The following is a 14,506-nucleotide window of genomic DNA, read 5'->3' as shown; positions in this document are numbered from 1 at the left end:
GCCTAAAACCGCTTGTGATACCCTGTTTTGTCCTGCACCAGCCCAACTTCTTTATAAAAATCAAGTGTGCCTTGTGTTTTGCTGCCCGTGAGCAGCATGACCTTATAACAGCCCGCTTGCTGCGCCCGGTCCATGGCGTTGAGCATGACCCGCTTGCCAAACCCCATGCGGCGATATTGTTTGTGGGTGACCACATTCTCAATCAACGCCATTGGGCGATTGCCGCGGGTGAGATTGGGCAGAATAAACAGAGTGCAACTGGACACGATGATGCCGTCCAGTTCCGCCACAATGATCATCCGGTTTGGATCAGCCAGCAGGGCATCCAAATCCTGTTCAAATTGATGATCGCTTACGGCAGGGTCGTCAGGGTTGAGATGGGTGTAAATATCTTTGAGCGCGATCGCATCGCGCACGGTCGCCAATCTGACCTCGCAGCCCATCATAGGTTGACAAGGAAGCGAGCGATCAAAATCAGCAGCAGCGTGGCGCATACCAGCCACGTCATCACAAGGCGTAAACGCGCATAGGCTGGCGGCACGCGCCCGCGTATGCCTGACCATACATCCCATAGGCCGTGTATGCCAAAGCCTGCAATTAATATGATCAAACCAATGGTGAGTGGCAGCAAGAGAGTGATAAACCCGGCGACTGAGCCAAATATGCCCACGATATAGGTGAGGTCACTGCCGGCACCGCCTTGCAGCCGAATGCCCCAGCGCACGCCGCCCAAGAAGGACAGGATCAACGCGCCATAGCCCAATAGCGCCCGCTCAAAAATAACCGGATCAACCGGTGAAAGGCCGGGAAATAGAACCAGCACAAAACCTGTAGCGAATGGCACCCATCCCGCCAAAGCGGCTAAAGAAACAGTGCGCGACCAGAAAATGGGAAGAGACATATTATCTCCTAAATACAACCCCGGACAGCCAACCTGTGAATATGGCTAGGATGACGCAAACCACGCCATAAAGCAAAGAATAATCTTTGGCAGAATTCGCAACAAACCGTTCAAAGCCCACGGTGCGCACCATGAAGCGTTGCGGCGCATTGTCGATCAACTTGCCATCCTGAAACACATAAGTGTTGGCCAAATAACTGCCATTGGGCACGTGCGCCGGCAGGGCGATCCGGGCGGAGAAAAACGTATCTGACAGGAATTGCACGCCATGCTCATCTAACGAATACAGCCCGCGTTTTTTCATCAACCGGATCAGCTCTTGCGCAAACATGTCCGTATTTTGCGTGCGGCGCACGGGTCGAATATGGGGTGTGCTGTCAAATGCAAGCCCTGAAACACTGAGAACCTGCGGTTCGGCGATCTTGTCCATGGGCGCGCTCGACACGAGCGAAAAGTAAGATGGGAAACCTTCAAAGGCTTCCTGTTCACCGTTCAGCCAAATGCCGAATTGCCGGGTCTTCTTGCGCGCCACATAGGTGCCCGCGGGTCCCTTAATGGAAATCACGACATTATAATTGTTGGTGACTTGATCCGGATTGCGCCCCAGTTCAGGTTCAATCGTGCCGAAAATGGTGATCGTGTCGCCCGCAAAGTTGGAGCTGATGGAGACCACCGGTTCGGATGTGGACATCACCAGCCGTTGTGCCGAGGCCGTGCCCGTGGCAAACAGCAAGAGCAAAACTGCCAATAAATACCGCATCAACCGCCCCCCAGATTTGTGAGGATAGCGACGGAGAACGGATCGCTTGGGGTGAGCAAAAGCGAAAGTGCAAACCGCACCGCCACCGCCAACACGATGAGCGCCAAAAGCGCCCGCAACTGGTCGCCGCGCAAATATTGGCCCGCGGAGACGCCAAATTGGGCACCAATCACGGAGCCGGTCATCAAGGTGAAGGCCAGCACAATATCAACGGTTTGAGAGTTGATGGCATGCAAAATAGTTGTTGCAGCCATAATGGCCAAAACCTGCAATAGCGACGTGCCGATCACGATAGAGCCGGGAACCCGCAACAAATAGATCAAGGCAGGCACCAGAATAAACCCGCCGCCAATGCCGAGCAATGACCCCAAAAAGCCGATGCTGGCGCCAATCAGAATAACGGGAAAAATCGAAACATAGAGATTGGACCGTTTGAAGCGCACCCGCATGGGTAGGCCGTGAATCCAATTATGCTTACCGGGCAATTTTGTTGGGGGAGCATTGCCTTGCTGCCGATGCTTGATGATCGAACGCGCCGCCTCAATCAGCATCAATGTGCCGATTGACCCCAAAAACACCAGATATCCCAAAGAGATAACAAGGTCCAATTGGCCAGCGCTGCGCAATTGACCAAAGGTCCACACGCCCAAAAAGGCACCACACACACCCGAAACAATCAAAAATAGCGCGAGCTTGAGATCAATGCCGCCACGTCGCCAGTAAGAGAGAGCACCTGATGTGGAGGCCGCCACAACTTGCCCCGTGACCGAGGCAACAGCAACCGGGGCCGGGATGCCAGAAAAAATCAGCATCGGGGTGAGCAAAAAACCACCACCAACGCCAAATAGGCCCGATAAAAAGCCCACAGCGCCCCCAAGGCCAACCAGCATAAACAGGTTGAGCGAGAGTTCAGCTATGGGCAAATAGAGCTGCACGTGACCGCGATCCTAAAAAATTCGACGCCCGCGAGGGCCATTAACTAAGCCCGGTGTAGGCCGCACCGTCACAGGCTGTCAATTGATATGAACCAAGATTTGGTTCGAATTTTCTAATCGCAGGTCGAATTGCGCAAAATTATAGCGGCTGACTGCTCAAAATGGCCATCAGACGGGGGTTAATTTCTCCAACTTCGTTCATGCCCAGCGCCCGCTCAAAGCCGCGGATTGCGTCTTGGGTTTTCGGGCCCATCACGCCGTCTGGTTTGCCAACGGTGAAGCCAAGTTTCGCCAAAGCAGTCTGTACGCCAAGAACCACTTCTTTTTTGTCAATTGAGGGGCCGGGATTAAACTCAGGGTCCCATGTGCCAATCGGTGCATAATTTGCCCCCAGGGCAATTTCTTCTGGCTGCCAATTCGCAATTTGATTTTTCAAATTCTGCATTTCTGTCGCGTCGATCGACCGCGCCACATCATCACGTGCGCCAGTTGCGTCTTGGTCGCCTTGCATGGCCGCAAGCGCAAACCAGAAATAAGACTGACCTAAATCCTGCTCAACCCCAAGGCCGCGGGCAAACAACATGCCCAGATTAAACTGGCTGTCGACAACGCCTTGATCCGCAGCGCGTTGGAACCACACGCTGGCTTTTTTAAAGTCTTGTTGCTCTTCATCGGCAGAAGCAAATAGCGCCGCCAAATTGTGCATGGCCATGCGGTTGCCGTTTTCGGCCGCCCGCTTATACCATTCTTTGGCCTGGTCGATATCCTGCTTGACCCCGATTCCATGCTCAAATGCTGCGGCCAAACGGTATTGCGCTGGCGCATATCCTGCAGCGGCGGCTTGTTCAAACCACATTGATGCGGCTTGGGAGTCTTTTGGTACAGCCTGACCCTCCATCAAAATCGCGCCCATCTCGAATTGCGCCCGCACATCGCCGCCAGCTGCGGCAATGCGCAAACCTTCTGGGCCAATGTCAGTCGCCATTTCTTCGAGTGAAGATTTTGTGGGTTCAGGCGAAATAGATGCTGTTGTCAAACCCTGATCTACAGCGTCTGACTGGGGTGCCACCAGCCCAACATCTTGATCTGCCAAGGCATTCTGGTCGGTCAGCGGCGAAAGTTGGCCAACTTCAACCGTGGGTGTCTGTGACATGTCGATTTGCCGTGGATTTGGCAAATCATCAAGTGAAGAGGTGTCCGCTTCAGCCGGTGCTGTAACGGCGGGCGCATCGCCTGCGTTTTGAGCGCCATCTTCAGCGGCATTCTGATTGATCAGATTTACAGTCATCGCAATAATGGCGATGATGGAGGCGCCCAACAGGATCGGCTGCCGATGACGGCTTAAGAAGCTCTCTTTGACCTCGTCTTCATCATTTTCGGCAGTCGGGTCATAGGCGTCGCGGTGATCCGTATGCCCGTCGAGTGAAATCTTGTGCTCATCATCAAATGCGCTTTTGGGACGTTCTACCTGCTCAACCTCTGGAGCTTCGTCCTTTTGCTTGTTGCTGAACGGCATCATGAAGCGCTTGCGGCGCTGCTCGGCGGCAACTTCCATCTCAGCGACATCGCCTTCAAGGTTTGCACTTGCGGCATGGAGATGATTTTCACCTGCGTCGAGGCGCTCAGCCTTTGGCGCATTTTCTGCTGATGCGTCACCCACTGTTTGGTCTGACGTTTCGTCTTTGCCTGCCTTGATGCGGGCAAATGCGCGACCCAGCAAGCTAGTGGTTTGTTCAGGCATATCGTTTTTCGCAACGGCTGCACTGCGTGCCGCGGCAATAAAGCTCTGGCGCGCATGATGTACAGTTTCGTCTTGCGCTTGTCCCGGCCGCGGTGCTTCGAATTCGTCGCGCGCAGGTGCGGGGGTAGCTTCATCCACACTCGGGGCTGGCGCGGCCGCCAACGCTGCGCTAGATGGTGCCTCAAGATCGCTGAGCGAGCGGGGACCGTCCCCAAAGCCTGATCCTTCGGCTTCGAAAGAAGAGCGCGGCTGTGGCACTTCTTCTTGGTCAGGAGAGGCCGCCACGTCCATTTCAGGTGCTGCAAAATCGGGTGCTTCAGGCGTGGCAGGCATTTCCGAAGCGGCTTCAGGCTCTGCAGCTGCTAACTCATGAGATGCCGAGCTATCGGCCTCCAGATCAGAAAAGCCCAGGCCAATAGATGGTGTCGTTGCATCTTCCGCCTCATCATCAAAGCCAATGGCTTCTTCAAACGATGGCGCTTCGTTGCTGGCCAGATCTTCAGTGGGCATTGCCACAGTAGACGGCGGTGATTCTGCCCGGCGCTCGTCATTCTTATCATTTTCCCAGGCAGCGAAATGATCGTTTGGGGCACCAGATGGTGTCGTTTGCGGCGCATATGGAGCGGCCATCGCCGGTGCAGGTGTCGCCTCGAGGCGCGCATCAAGCATTTCTAATTGCGTGCTCAACCGCGATTCAATGGCTTTTAGTCCGGCCAAATCAAGTGCCGAGGCTTCAAATGTCGCTGGTTGCTCGCTGGCGTGGCGCAATGTTTTGATCGCATCAACGATGCGATCTTCCATGCCTTTTAGGCTTTGGAAAAGATTGTCCTGCGGCGCCGCGCGATCATTTTGCACTTGATCAATGGATTCAATTGCGGCGTTCAGCCGATCTTCCATGGCAGTAAGCGCGCCCAACACATCTTCATTGTTCTGCGCAGATGAACCGCCGCCCGCACCAACAGCATCAAGGCTGGAAATGGCATCGTTCAAACGCTGTTCGATGGCGTGCAGCTCGCTCAAGTCTGGTTGGTCGCCGTCTGTTGATCCGTGCGCCAAATTTTCTTGAAGGCCCTCCAGGCGGGCTTCGATATTGTCAAAGCGCGGCTCAAATGCGCCTGTCACTTCAGACCGTACGCCTTGCATTTCGCGGCGAATATGGTCGGAGACGCGCGTGGAATGCTGATCGTCCAACGTTGAAATGCGATCGCCAATGTCCTGCAATTGGGCGTAAATCTCGGGCAGTTTGTGCGCCATAGATTCTTCTTGTAGATGGCCAACCGCGCTGGCGATGCCTGCAACCGAACGGGCAATGGTGTCCAGTTCTTTGGAAGGCGCTGTGGCGGTGCGCTCTAGCGCGTCCAACCGTTCATAAAGATTATGGATACCATTTTCCAAACCATCCAAATTCAAATCGGGTGTTTGGCTGGCTTCGCGAAATTCTTCGAGCTGCGCCATCTGCTTGATTTGGATTTCTGCCAACCGCTCGGTTGATTTCATCAATTGATCAAGCCGCTGGCCCATATCATCCAACGCCGGATCGCTATGGCGACCCATCATTTCACCAAGGTCACTGATGCGACGCTCAATTTGGGCGAAATTGGCGCTGAACTGTTCAGGATTTTTTTGCAGGTTCTGAGTGGCTAGGTCGCGCACGCTACGATGCAACCCTTCCATACCCTGCATGATCTCGCGCACATAGGCGGGCGGTTCGTTAGAGGTTGAGGGCTGCGGCGCCCGGCCAGTCATTGAAGGCGCATTGTCCTGCCGCGGTGCGTCTGGGCGAATTTGGCCCTGCCGTGCACGGATTTGTGCCACAGCACGATCCAGACGTGACCCAACAGGGTCATTTTCATCCTGCCGCATGGAAGTCCGCGGCGAATGCTGCTTGCGCCCCATCCGCGCAACTGCGGATTGAACCTGCCGTAGGGCGTCCTGCCGCCGTGTATCAAATCCCTGATCCTGTTCAGCAGGCGTTTCGTGCTGCTGCATAAAATGCTGCGCACCATTGTCTGTGCCATATCTGCGCACAGGCTCTTGATATTCACGGGTATCATTGTGCTGCTGATGTTCGAACTCGGCGATTTGGCCATGCACCTGATCCAGCAATCCTTCCAACTCACCTTTAAGGGCATCCCACTCATTCGTCCCAGTGGGGGTGGATGAGTAGGTGGGTTGTTTTTGCGTAGGGAACCGACGGTTTGGCATCTTCTATCCATATCGCGTGCAGGCAAATCAACACGCATGTTTGAGTTCTCGAACGGCCTTACCTTTTAACATCCTTGGTAAAGAAGCTGTTAATTTGTGCCAAATTTGGCCGCAAATTGGGAAAATTCACTGATTTTTGGTAGATTTTTCTGGCTTTTGGCCACAGACACAACAAGTGTTTGTTAAGACTTTACCGTCATGCCATAAAGGAAAATGCATCCAAACTTGGCAAGATTTGACGCTAGGATTTGAAGTAATAGGCCCAAAAATGTCGACCACATCGCGCGAAGAACACTCCAACACGCAAAACCTCGCCGGTTATGTTTATACCATCGGCGATCTGGCAGATTTTTTTGGCATCACCCATCGGGCCCTGCGCTTTTATGAAGATAAGGGCATGCTCAAACCGAAGCGGATGGGCCAAAAACGGCTATACTCAAAAAAAGACCGAACCAAATTGCGCCTCATCCTGAACGGCAAGCAGATCGGCATGACCATCCGCGAGATTCAAGACTTTTTGGAAAGTTATGAATTGCGCGATGGCAATGAACGGCAAATGCGCGAGGCGTTGACGAAAATTAGATCGCAACGATTATTGCTCAAGCAGCGCCGTGAATCGATTGAAATGAGCTTGGCGGAGTTGGAGCGCGTAGAGCAAATCATCGCCGGCATGGTCGATGCCGGACTGAGCGATGATTAGATGTTGTGGTTGGCGTTTAATAACAGTTCAATGACACAGCAGCTAAAAGGCGACTTGTTTGCGGCTAAAATGTCGGCTAAACCAAATTAATCGGGACCAACCGGACAAGTAAATGGCACAAACGCGCATCATAATCGCTGACGATCACCCGCTCTTTCGCGCGGCGTTGCGGCAAACCATTGAAACCCATTTTGGCGATGCCCAAATTGACGAAGCTGGCGATATTGAATCGCTCACCAGCCTTTTAGATAAAGATCGCGATTGCGATTTGGTGCTTTTGGATTTGGCGATGCCTGGCGTGCGCGGCTTCTCTGGCCTGCTGCTGGTGAGGGCGCAATATCCAGACATTCCGATTATGATTGTTTCGGCCAGCGATGATCAGCAAACCATGTCCCGTTCTATTGATTTAGGCGCCTCCGGCTTTTTGCCTAAATCCACCAACGCGGACGCGATTCAATCTTCCATGAAAACGGTTTTGGATGGCGGTATCTGGGTGCCAGACGGCTTTACCTTTGATGATGCGCAAGCCGAAATTGCTGAATACACCAAGCGACTTTCAACCCTGACGCCGCAACAAGTGCGCGTGCTTATGATGCTCTCAGACGGGTTGATGAACAAGCAAATCGCTTATGAGTTGAGTGTTTCCGAAGCGACCGTGAAGGCACACGTCTCCGCCATTTTGCAAAAGCTGAATGTCGACAGCCGCACTCAAGCCGTGATCGTTGCTTCCAAGCTCGAGCAAGGACAAATCGAGGCGGTTGCGGGGGCTTAGCTTTTGCTGCCCAACAGGGCCAAAAAGCTTTGCGCACCTTGCTGACTAAAGGTCACCACCCGAGAATTTGGTTCGCGCTTTGCCCATTTGCGTGCGTAAACTTGGTCGAGCAGGGCTTTGCCCAATGCGCCCGCCAAATGATTTTTGCGTGCGCTCCAGTCTAGGCATTGGCGGCACAAAGCACGACGCTCTGATCGAAGCGCGTCGAGATCGATGCCAAATTGGCTCAGAAAATGCGCGCCAGCTTCCGTCACATCCAATGTTTCGCCATTTTCCAGCAAAAACCCATTCATGATCATCGCATTATAGAGTTGGATGCCCATGTCGCCCGCCAGATGGTCGTAGCACATGCGTGCATGGCGAAGGGCAGGGTCACGCGGGCCGGTCCGTGTGCGCAAATGTCCCTTCGTCGCTGCCAAATGCATCAGGCTTTCAAGCACCTTGGCGACATTGTCGTCACGTAGCGAATAATAACGGTGGCGCCCCTGTTTGCGCACGCGCAGCAAACCACCCTCGACCAGCTTCGCCAAATGGCTGCTTGTTGTTTGCAGGGTCACGCCCGCTTCTTGAGCCAACTCGGTGGCGGTCAACGCCTTGCCGCTCATCAGCGCCGACAAGATATTTGAACGCGCCGGGTCGCCAATCAGTTGGCCAATTCTTGATATGTCAGGTCCGTCTTTGATAGTTCGACCATAGCCGAAGCATTGATGCTGTTCAATCGTGTAGGAGTGCAAAACCAACGTGAAGGAGAGCGACAATGATTACCTGTTTTATTCAGTACCAAATCGACCCCACCAAAAAGGCACAATTCGAGCAATATGCGCGCAATTGGGGCCAAGCAATTCCCCGCTGCGGTGCAGACTTAATTGGGTATTTTTCCCCGCACGAAGGGTCTTCCGCACTCGCCTATGGCGTCTATTCTATCGAAAGTTTGGCTGCCTACGAGCAATATCGCGCGCGCCTTGCGGCTGATCCTTTGGGGCAAGAGAACTATCAATTCGCAAAACAGGAAAGGTTCATTCTGAAAGAGGACCGGACCTTTTTGAAATTGGCATCGGAGAACTTTCCAAAATGATTGCTGTGATCTTTGAAGTGCAACCTAAAGCAGGCCAGGGCGCCCGCTATTTCGAGATTGCGGCGGAACTGAAATCTGAACTGGTCAAAATTGACGGCTTTATCGGCGTTGAACGATTTGAGAGTGTAAGCGAGAAAGGCAAGTTTCTATCCCTTTCCTTCTTCCGGGACGAGACAGCGGCTGCAAATTGGAGAACCCACATGAACCATCGCAAGGCGCAAACCGAAGGCCGTCAAACCGTGTTTGCGCACTATCGCATTCGTGTTGCTGAAGTGATCCGCGATTACAGCATGACGGATCGGACGCAAGCGCCCCTCAGCAACGCTCAGAACGTTATGGCCAAATAAAGCGCGCCAAACACCCCCGGCGCCCAGATCAGAAATTTGGAGAGTGGGTTGTTAAACCGATATTCTTTGTGATTTCGATAGAGCCAATGGGCGCCGATATGCGCAATGGCGAAGAGGGCGAACCAGAATTTCGCTGCGGTCATGACGGCTGGGGTGCTGAGAAAAAACAACCAATTCAATAGGATGAAGAGTGGTACATGCAGGGCGTTAAAAACCTGAAAGCCAAGCTGGTCGGGCAGCAAATTTGTGCCGGGAAAAATGCGCCATTCCTTCTGGTGGATGGCATCCAATTCGTGACCAATGATCAGGGCATAACAGGTCAGAAAAATCCAATTTGCCATGCAATTTTCTTTCTAAGTCAGGCGCGACATCAACGCCCGCAAGGCCGCGGGTTTGAGGGGCTTGGGCAACAGTGAAACATTGCGTTCTTCGGCCAATGTTTGCACTTGCGTGCTTCGGTCTGCGGTGATCAGCACGGCAGGCAAATGCCCGCCCACATTCTGGCGCAACCATTGAATAGCATCGAGGCCCGAGGATTGATCAAGGTGATAATCCATCAAAACAATCTCAGGAACCCAGCCCTCCAGAATATCATTTTGTGAGATCTCTTTCAGCGATCGCGCAACGCGCACATCACAGCCCCAGCCCTTCAACAGGTCTTGCATGGCGTTCAAAATGTCTTGTTCATTGTCAACACAAAGAACCTGCTTGCCCACCAGGGAACTGGCCGGTTGCGCTGCCGCATTGCTTGGCGACGAAGCCGGAAGAGCTTCAGCCGAGGGCGGCAAATAGATCGAAAAACGCGATCCGCGCCCGGGCACACTGTCGACCTCAACATCCAGTTTTAGGGCTTGGCCAAAGCGTTGCACAATCGACAAGCCCAGCCCCAACCCTTGGGCAATGCGCGCGCCCGGCTCGAGCCGAGAAAACTCAGTAAAAATAAGCGAGTGCTGGTCTTTATCGATGCCGATGCCATTGTCGATCACGTCCAATCGGATGCGATTGCCGCGCTTGCGACATCCCACCAGCACAGCGCCACCTTCGGGGGTGTATTTGATCGCGTTTGACACCAAATTCTGTAGAACGCGGGCGACCATGCGCCGGTCGGTACTGACCGACGCGTCGGCGCCCACCAAGCGCAGTTTGATGTTTTTTGCCGCGGCAGCCGGTTCAAATTCAACCTTCACTTTCTTGAGCAACTCGCGAAGCGAAAATATGGAAATTGCAGGTTTGATCGCGCCGCTATCCACGCGTGAAATATCAAGCAAGGCGGACATGATGTCCTCCACCGCCACCAATGAATCATCAACATTGGCCGCGAGTCGGGCCAAGTCGGTGCCGTGCGCGCGCTCAACCATGGTCGAGGTGTATAGCCGCGCCGCATTGAGCGGCTGCAACAAATCGTGGCTGGCGGCTGCCAGAAAACGCGTTTTGTCCAAATTGGCCGCATCTGCTTTTGCGCGCGCCCGTTCCAGCTCATTGTTCAAATGGGTGAGCGCTTTGGTGCGTTCCTGCACGCGCTTTTCCAAAGATTGGTTGACCTGCGCCAGCGCCCGCTCGGCGGAAACCCGCGCCGAAATGTCATTATAGCTGATCACCAGACCATCATTGGGCAAGCGATTGGTGCGGACCTCCAAAAACTGGCCATTTGGCCCTGAACGCTCCAGCAATCCGGATGTGTTCTGCTCAATTTCATCGAGACGGCTTTGGGTAAGCGTATCTATGTCGCCTTCGCCAAAGTCACCCCGGGCTGCCAAATGCCGTACTATATCCGCCAGCGCCGTGCCAGCTTCACACAGGGCGGGTGGTAAATCCAAGATGGTTTGAAATTGATCATTGGAGACGTCAATGCAGCGATCCTGGTTAAAAACAGCGATGCCTTGGCCCAAATGCTCCACCGCCAAGCGCAATGCTGTTTCATCACATTGGTGATTCTCGCGATCTGACATACCCACTCCAATAAATGCTCTTTCAATCTATAGCCAAATCAAACACCGGGGCAAAGCCTCAACCAAATTAGGGACTTATTCAAAGGTCTAAAGGGCACTTGCACACAACCAATGGTTGTGCTAGATGAATAGGAAAATAAACCTATTAGCAGGAACAGAAGGCATATTCGTAAAACTACCTATGAATAAATACCTAGGTAGTTAGCCAAACTGGTCAAGCCATTTTAGGGCAGCATAATTACGCATATGTCGATGTTCCATATTTTAAAGCATTGAATTTATACTTAAATTGAAATTGGAGTGCCACATGAACGTGCCCATCCTAACTCCACCCAAACAAGTATTTTTTCCTATAGGTCAAGCGCAATGACCTCGGGTATTTATTATCACAACGCCCTGAACCGTGACTTGCTCGTCAAAATCGTAGATGCGGATCATGCCACGTGTGAAGCGCTGGGCGTTTTATTTCGCCTTGAAGGGTTTCAAACCAGCTTCTCAACCAGCATCGCGGAGTTTTTAGGGTCGATTGAGCGCAAAATACCCGATGTAGTTATCATCAATATGCATGTGGGCGATGAAGATGCCTTGCCCACAGTGGCGCGATTTAAAAATATGCGCACAGGAGCGCCCATCTTTATGCTTTCAGAGTCGCAAAATGTGGGCGGCGCGGTTGATGCGATGAAGGTTGGGGCCGCTGATGTGATCACCAAGCCCATCGACACAGAGCATTTGGTGCGTTCCGTGCGCCAGGCCCTGCAGCGTAATGTGCACATCGGCGCCGTTCAATCCGGTTCTCACCGTCCCGTTGAGGTGCGTGGGTTTAGCCAACTCACCCCTCGAGAACGCGAAGTACTGCAACTCATCACCAATGGGCAATCCAACAAAGAAGCAGGGCGCGAGTTGGGTATTTCCCCCCGCACGATCGAAGTGCACCGTGCCCGCGTGATGGAAAAGCTGGGTGCTCGCAACACCGCCGATCTGGTGCGCATCGTCTTGACCAGTTGAATTCGAACTTCCCCTTCAACTGAGCAAAACTGGCGGTCCTTGTTTGGGCCGCCTTTTTTCTTGCGCTTTGCCGCAGCGGATTTTAGGTTCGGCAGGTGGGACGACCCATGATTAAGGCATCAAAAATCAGGACGACCTGAACATTGCGCTGATGCGCGGAGGGAAAATGTCCGAAAAACAATCACTAGGCGAACTCGACTTGAACAGATTGCTGGCGAATATGACGCCGCAACTGGATGAGCAGATTTGGGTGTTTTTGAGTCTGAAATCACCTGATAGAGACCTCGACCAAAAGGCGCTGATGCGCTTTGAAGAGGACGAAGGCACAACCTATATCGTCAAGGAAGAAGACAGCACAGACCACGATGTATCGTTTCGCTGCCAGCGCATTACCTTGCAGGTGCACTCTTCATTGGAGGCAGTGGGTTTTCTAGACGCCATTTCCACCGCGTTGACGCTGAACGGCATCAGCTCAAATGTGGTCTCGGCTTTTTACCATGACCATTTGTTTGTGCCGGTTGAGAAAACGGCACAGACCCTATCGGTGCTCAATGCGCTAAGCCAAGGCGATGGCAGCACTACGAGCTAACCCATGAGCGCCATAGTGGCGGAGCGGTGAAGATGTGTGGGCGGAAAGCTCCGCCCACACGCAAAGCTTAAGCGCCGCGCAGGGCTGTTGCGTTATCATTGATGAAGTCTTCAAACGCGACAGGTTGGCGCCCGGTCAATTGCTCAAAATCTGACGTGACATCTGCGAGATGTCCCGCCCGTGTGGCTTTCTCCACGGAAATCAAAAATGGAATAAGCCCTTCGGGAACGCCCGCCTGTGTCAATCCCTTTGCCAACGACTCGTCGTCGAGAGCAATGATGTCAATTGGTTTGCCAGTGGCGGCGCTCGCCAGCGATGCAATTTCAGGATTGCTGTAGGCCTTGCTGCCCGTAAGCGTATAAAGCGCATTATCGTCATCCTGCTTCACCAAAGCTGCAGCGATGCCGCGCGCGCAATCCTCTCGCGCGATGTAGGCCGTTGCCCCTTCTGCTGCAGAGGTGAACCATTGGCCCGAAGCAATGGCCTGCGGAAGGGTCATAAACAGGTTTTCCATGTACCAACTGTCACGCAAAATCGTATAGGCGAGGCCGCTTTCACGGATCGCTTGCTCGCTGCCTGCATGATCTGGTGCAAAGCTGATGGCGCTGCCGTCAGGACGGGGCATTGAGGTATAAAAAATGCGCGAAACATTTGCTGCGATGGCCGCCGAAATGGCCGCTTTATGCTGGACGAGGCGCTTGCCAGGCACATCCAACACATCGGTGGAGATGATGAGAAGCCGATCAATGTCGGCAAAGCCTGCGTCTAATGTTTCGGACTGATCAAAGTCAATGGCGCGCGTCTCAATCCCTAATTCGGCCAGATCGGACAATTTTGATGGATCGCGACTGCCCGCCACGATGTCGCCGGCGGCAATATTCTCAGTTTCCAATAAGTGCTTGATTACGAGGCCACCAAGTTGTCCTGACGCGCCGGTAATGAGGATCTTGCTCATATGATATCCTTTTATTCCTGATGCAATATGAGTATTATGTCTCATAAAGTGGGTTGCTCTCGTTTTGAGAGTTGGTGCAAGATAATCTTTTGTGCGCAGAAGAAAAGTAGGCAGTTTTTCTGCCGATGGTTACGAAAAGGGAACCACCTATGGAAGCAAACAATAATTTTGCCCGCCAATTGCAGGGATTGCCAGAAGGCCAATCGTTGGAAAACTGCCCTGTGCGGCAGGTGATGCAAGGAATTTTCAGCAAGTGGAGTACGTTATTGCTGCAAGCGCTTGGCGAACGGCCCTATCGCTTTGGTGAGTTACGTCGCCTGGTTCCTGATATTTCTCAGCGGATGTTGACCCAAACGCTACGCGACCTTGAACGCGACGGGTATGTATATCGCACGGTTCACCCAACCAAGCCGCCGAGTGTGGAATATGGCCTGACCTCGCTTGGGCAATCCATGCTGGTCCCGCTCAAAGAGCTGGTGGATTGGGCGACCTCTAACTTCAGTGATGTGCGCGCCGCACGCGATGCCTATGACGCTGATGCTAACGGGTGAGGCAAAAACAATTCGGCCAGC

16 protein-coding genes are annotated in these 14,506 nt (G+C 53.1%); 7 read left to right on the top strand and 9 right to left on the bottom strand.

Going from position 1 to position 14,506, the window contains the following annotated elements; genetic code table 11:
• Positions 1–2 precede the first annotated feature (2 nt).
• The 5 genes from MXMO3_RS14455 to MXMO3_RS14435 all read right to left on the bottom strand — a co-directional run bounded on the left by MXMO3_RS14455 (position 3) and on the right by MXMO3_RS14435 (position 6,542).
• Positions 3–416 (bottom strand): GNAT family N-acetyltransferase, encoded by a 414-nt coding sequence (locus tag MXMO3_RS14455; protein WP_245985851.1) that lies wholly within the window; start codon positions 414–416, stop codon positions 3–5.
• 26 nt (positions 417–442) lie between these two features.
• Positions 443–901, bottom strand: a complete 459-nt coding sequence (locus MXMO3_RS14450; protein ID WP_117396325.1) for a DUF3429 domain-containing protein — start codon at positions 899–901, stop codon at positions 443–445.
• A gap of 1 nt (position 902) precedes the next feature.
• Positions 903–1,661 carry a TIGR02186 family protein gene (locus MXMO3_RS14445; protein WP_027833763.1) on the bottom strand — a complete coding sequence of 253 codons (759 nt, stop codon included), beginning with the start codon at positions 1,659–1,661 and terminating at the stop codon, positions 903–905.
• Positions 1,661–2,596 (bottom strand): sulfite exporter TauE/SafE family protein, encoded by a 936-nt coding sequence (locus MXMO3_RS14440; RefSeq protein ID WP_117396324.1) that lies wholly within the window; start codon positions 2,594–2,596, stop codon positions 1,661–1,663. Before MXMO3_RS14440 ends, MXMO3_RS14445 begins: the two co-directional genes overlap by 1 nt.
• A 139-nt stretch (positions 2,597–2,735) precedes the next feature.
• Positions 2,736–6,542, bottom strand: a complete 3,807-nt coding sequence (locus tag MXMO3_RS14435; protein WP_117396323.1) for an SEL1-like repeat protein — start codon at positions 6,540–6,542, stop codon at positions 2,736–2,738.
• Between the two features lie 268 nt (positions 6,543–6,810).
• On the opposite strand from MXMO3_RS14435, the gene MXMO3_RS14430 reads away from it, so the two are divergent.
• Complete coding sequence (locus MXMO3_RS14430) at positions 6,811–7,242, top strand: MerR family transcriptional regulator (RefSeq protein ID WP_036220877.1); 432 nt, start codon at positions 6,811–6,813, stop codon at positions 7,240–7,242.
• A gap of 112 nt (positions 7,243–7,354) precedes the next feature.
• A complete protein-coding gene (locus MXMO3_RS14425; protein ID WP_027833760.1) occupies positions 7,355–8,014 on the top strand; it encodes a response regulator in 660 nt (219 codons plus the stop codon).
• On the opposite strand, the gene MXMO3_RS14420 is transcribed toward MXMO3_RS14425, so the two are convergent.
• Positions 8,011–8,697 carry an ArsR/SmtB family transcription factor gene (locus MXMO3_RS14420; RefSeq protein ID WP_117396848.1) on the bottom strand — a complete coding sequence of 229 codons (687 nt, stop codon included), beginning with the start codon at positions 8,695–8,697 and terminating at the stop codon, positions 8,011–8,013. The genes MXMO3_RS14425 and MXMO3_RS14420 overlap by 4 nt on opposite strands.
• 74 nt (positions 8,698–8,771) lie before the next feature.
• On the opposite strand from MXMO3_RS14420, the gene MXMO3_RS14415 reads away from it, so the two are divergent.
• A complete protein-coding gene (locus MXMO3_RS14415; RefSeq protein WP_117396322.1) occupies positions 8,772–9,089 on the top strand; it encodes an NIPSNAP family protein in 318 nt (105 codons plus the stop codon).
• Positions 9,086–9,436, top strand: coding sequence for an antibiotic biosynthesis monooxygenase family protein (locus MXMO3_RS14410; protein WP_117396321.1), 351 nt, complete (start codon positions 9,086–9,088; stop codon positions 9,434–9,436). The genes MXMO3_RS14415 and MXMO3_RS14410 overlap by 4 nt, the downstream gene beginning before the upstream one ends.
• Here MXMO3_RS14410 and MXMO3_RS14405 read toward each other — a convergent pair.
• Together MXMO3_RS14405 and MXMO3_RS14400 are read right to left on the bottom strand one after the other, a co-directional pair.
• The gene (locus MXMO3_RS14405; protein WP_117396320.1) at positions 9,415–9,777 is read right to left on the bottom strand and encodes a DUF6713 family protein; all 363 of its coding nucleotides are present in this window, start codon (positions 9,775–9,777) and stop codon (positions 9,415–9,417) included. The genes MXMO3_RS14410 and MXMO3_RS14405 overlap by 22 nt on opposite strands.
• Before the next feature lie 12 nt (positions 9,778–9,789).
• A complete protein-coding gene (locus tag MXMO3_RS14400; RefSeq protein ID WP_117396319.1) occupies positions 9,790–11,385 on the bottom strand; it encodes an ATP-binding response regulator in 1,596 nt (531 codons plus the stop codon).
• Positions 11,386–11,751: 366 nt separating this feature from the next.
• Here MXMO3_RS14400 and MXMO3_RS14395 point away from each other — a divergent pair, with 366 nt between their 5' ends.
• Complete coding sequence (locus MXMO3_RS14395; RefSeq protein WP_051213255.1) at positions 11,752–12,390, top strand: response regulator transcription factor; 639 nt, start codon at positions 11,752–11,754, stop codon at positions 12,388–12,390.
• 166 nt (positions 12,391–12,556) lie between these two features.
• Entirely contained in the window at positions 12,557–12,979 is a 423-nt protein-coding gene (locus MXMO3_RS14390; RefSeq protein ID WP_117396318.1) for an ACT domain-containing protein, read from the top strand.
• Between the two features lie 67 nt (positions 12,980–13,046).
• On the opposite strand, the gene MXMO3_RS14385 is transcribed toward MXMO3_RS14390, so the two are convergent.
• Positions 13,047–13,934 (bottom strand): SDR family oxidoreductase, encoded by an 888-nt coding sequence (locus MXMO3_RS14385; protein WP_117396317.1) that lies wholly within the window; start codon positions 13,932–13,934, stop codon positions 13,047–13,049.
• A gap of 149 nt (positions 13,935–14,083) precedes the next feature.
• Here MXMO3_RS14385 and MXMO3_RS14380 point away from each other — a divergent pair, with 149 nt between their 5' ends.
• Positions 14,084–14,485, top strand: coding sequence for a winged helix-turn-helix transcriptional regulator (locus tag MXMO3_RS14380; protein ID WP_117396316.1), 402 nt, complete (start codon positions 14,084–14,086; stop codon positions 14,483–14,485).
• Positions 14,486–14,506: the final 21 nt, after the last annotated feature.

The sequence above is a fragment of the Maritalea myrionectae genome (assembly GCF_003433515.1).
In the GTDB taxonomy this organism is placed as follows: domain Bacteria; phylum Pseudomonadota; class Alphaproteobacteria; order Rhizobiales; family Devosiaceae; genus Maritalea; species Maritalea myrionectae.
Note: the sequence above shows the minus strand (reverse complement) of the source record. Positions and strands in the feature narration are given on the sequence as shown.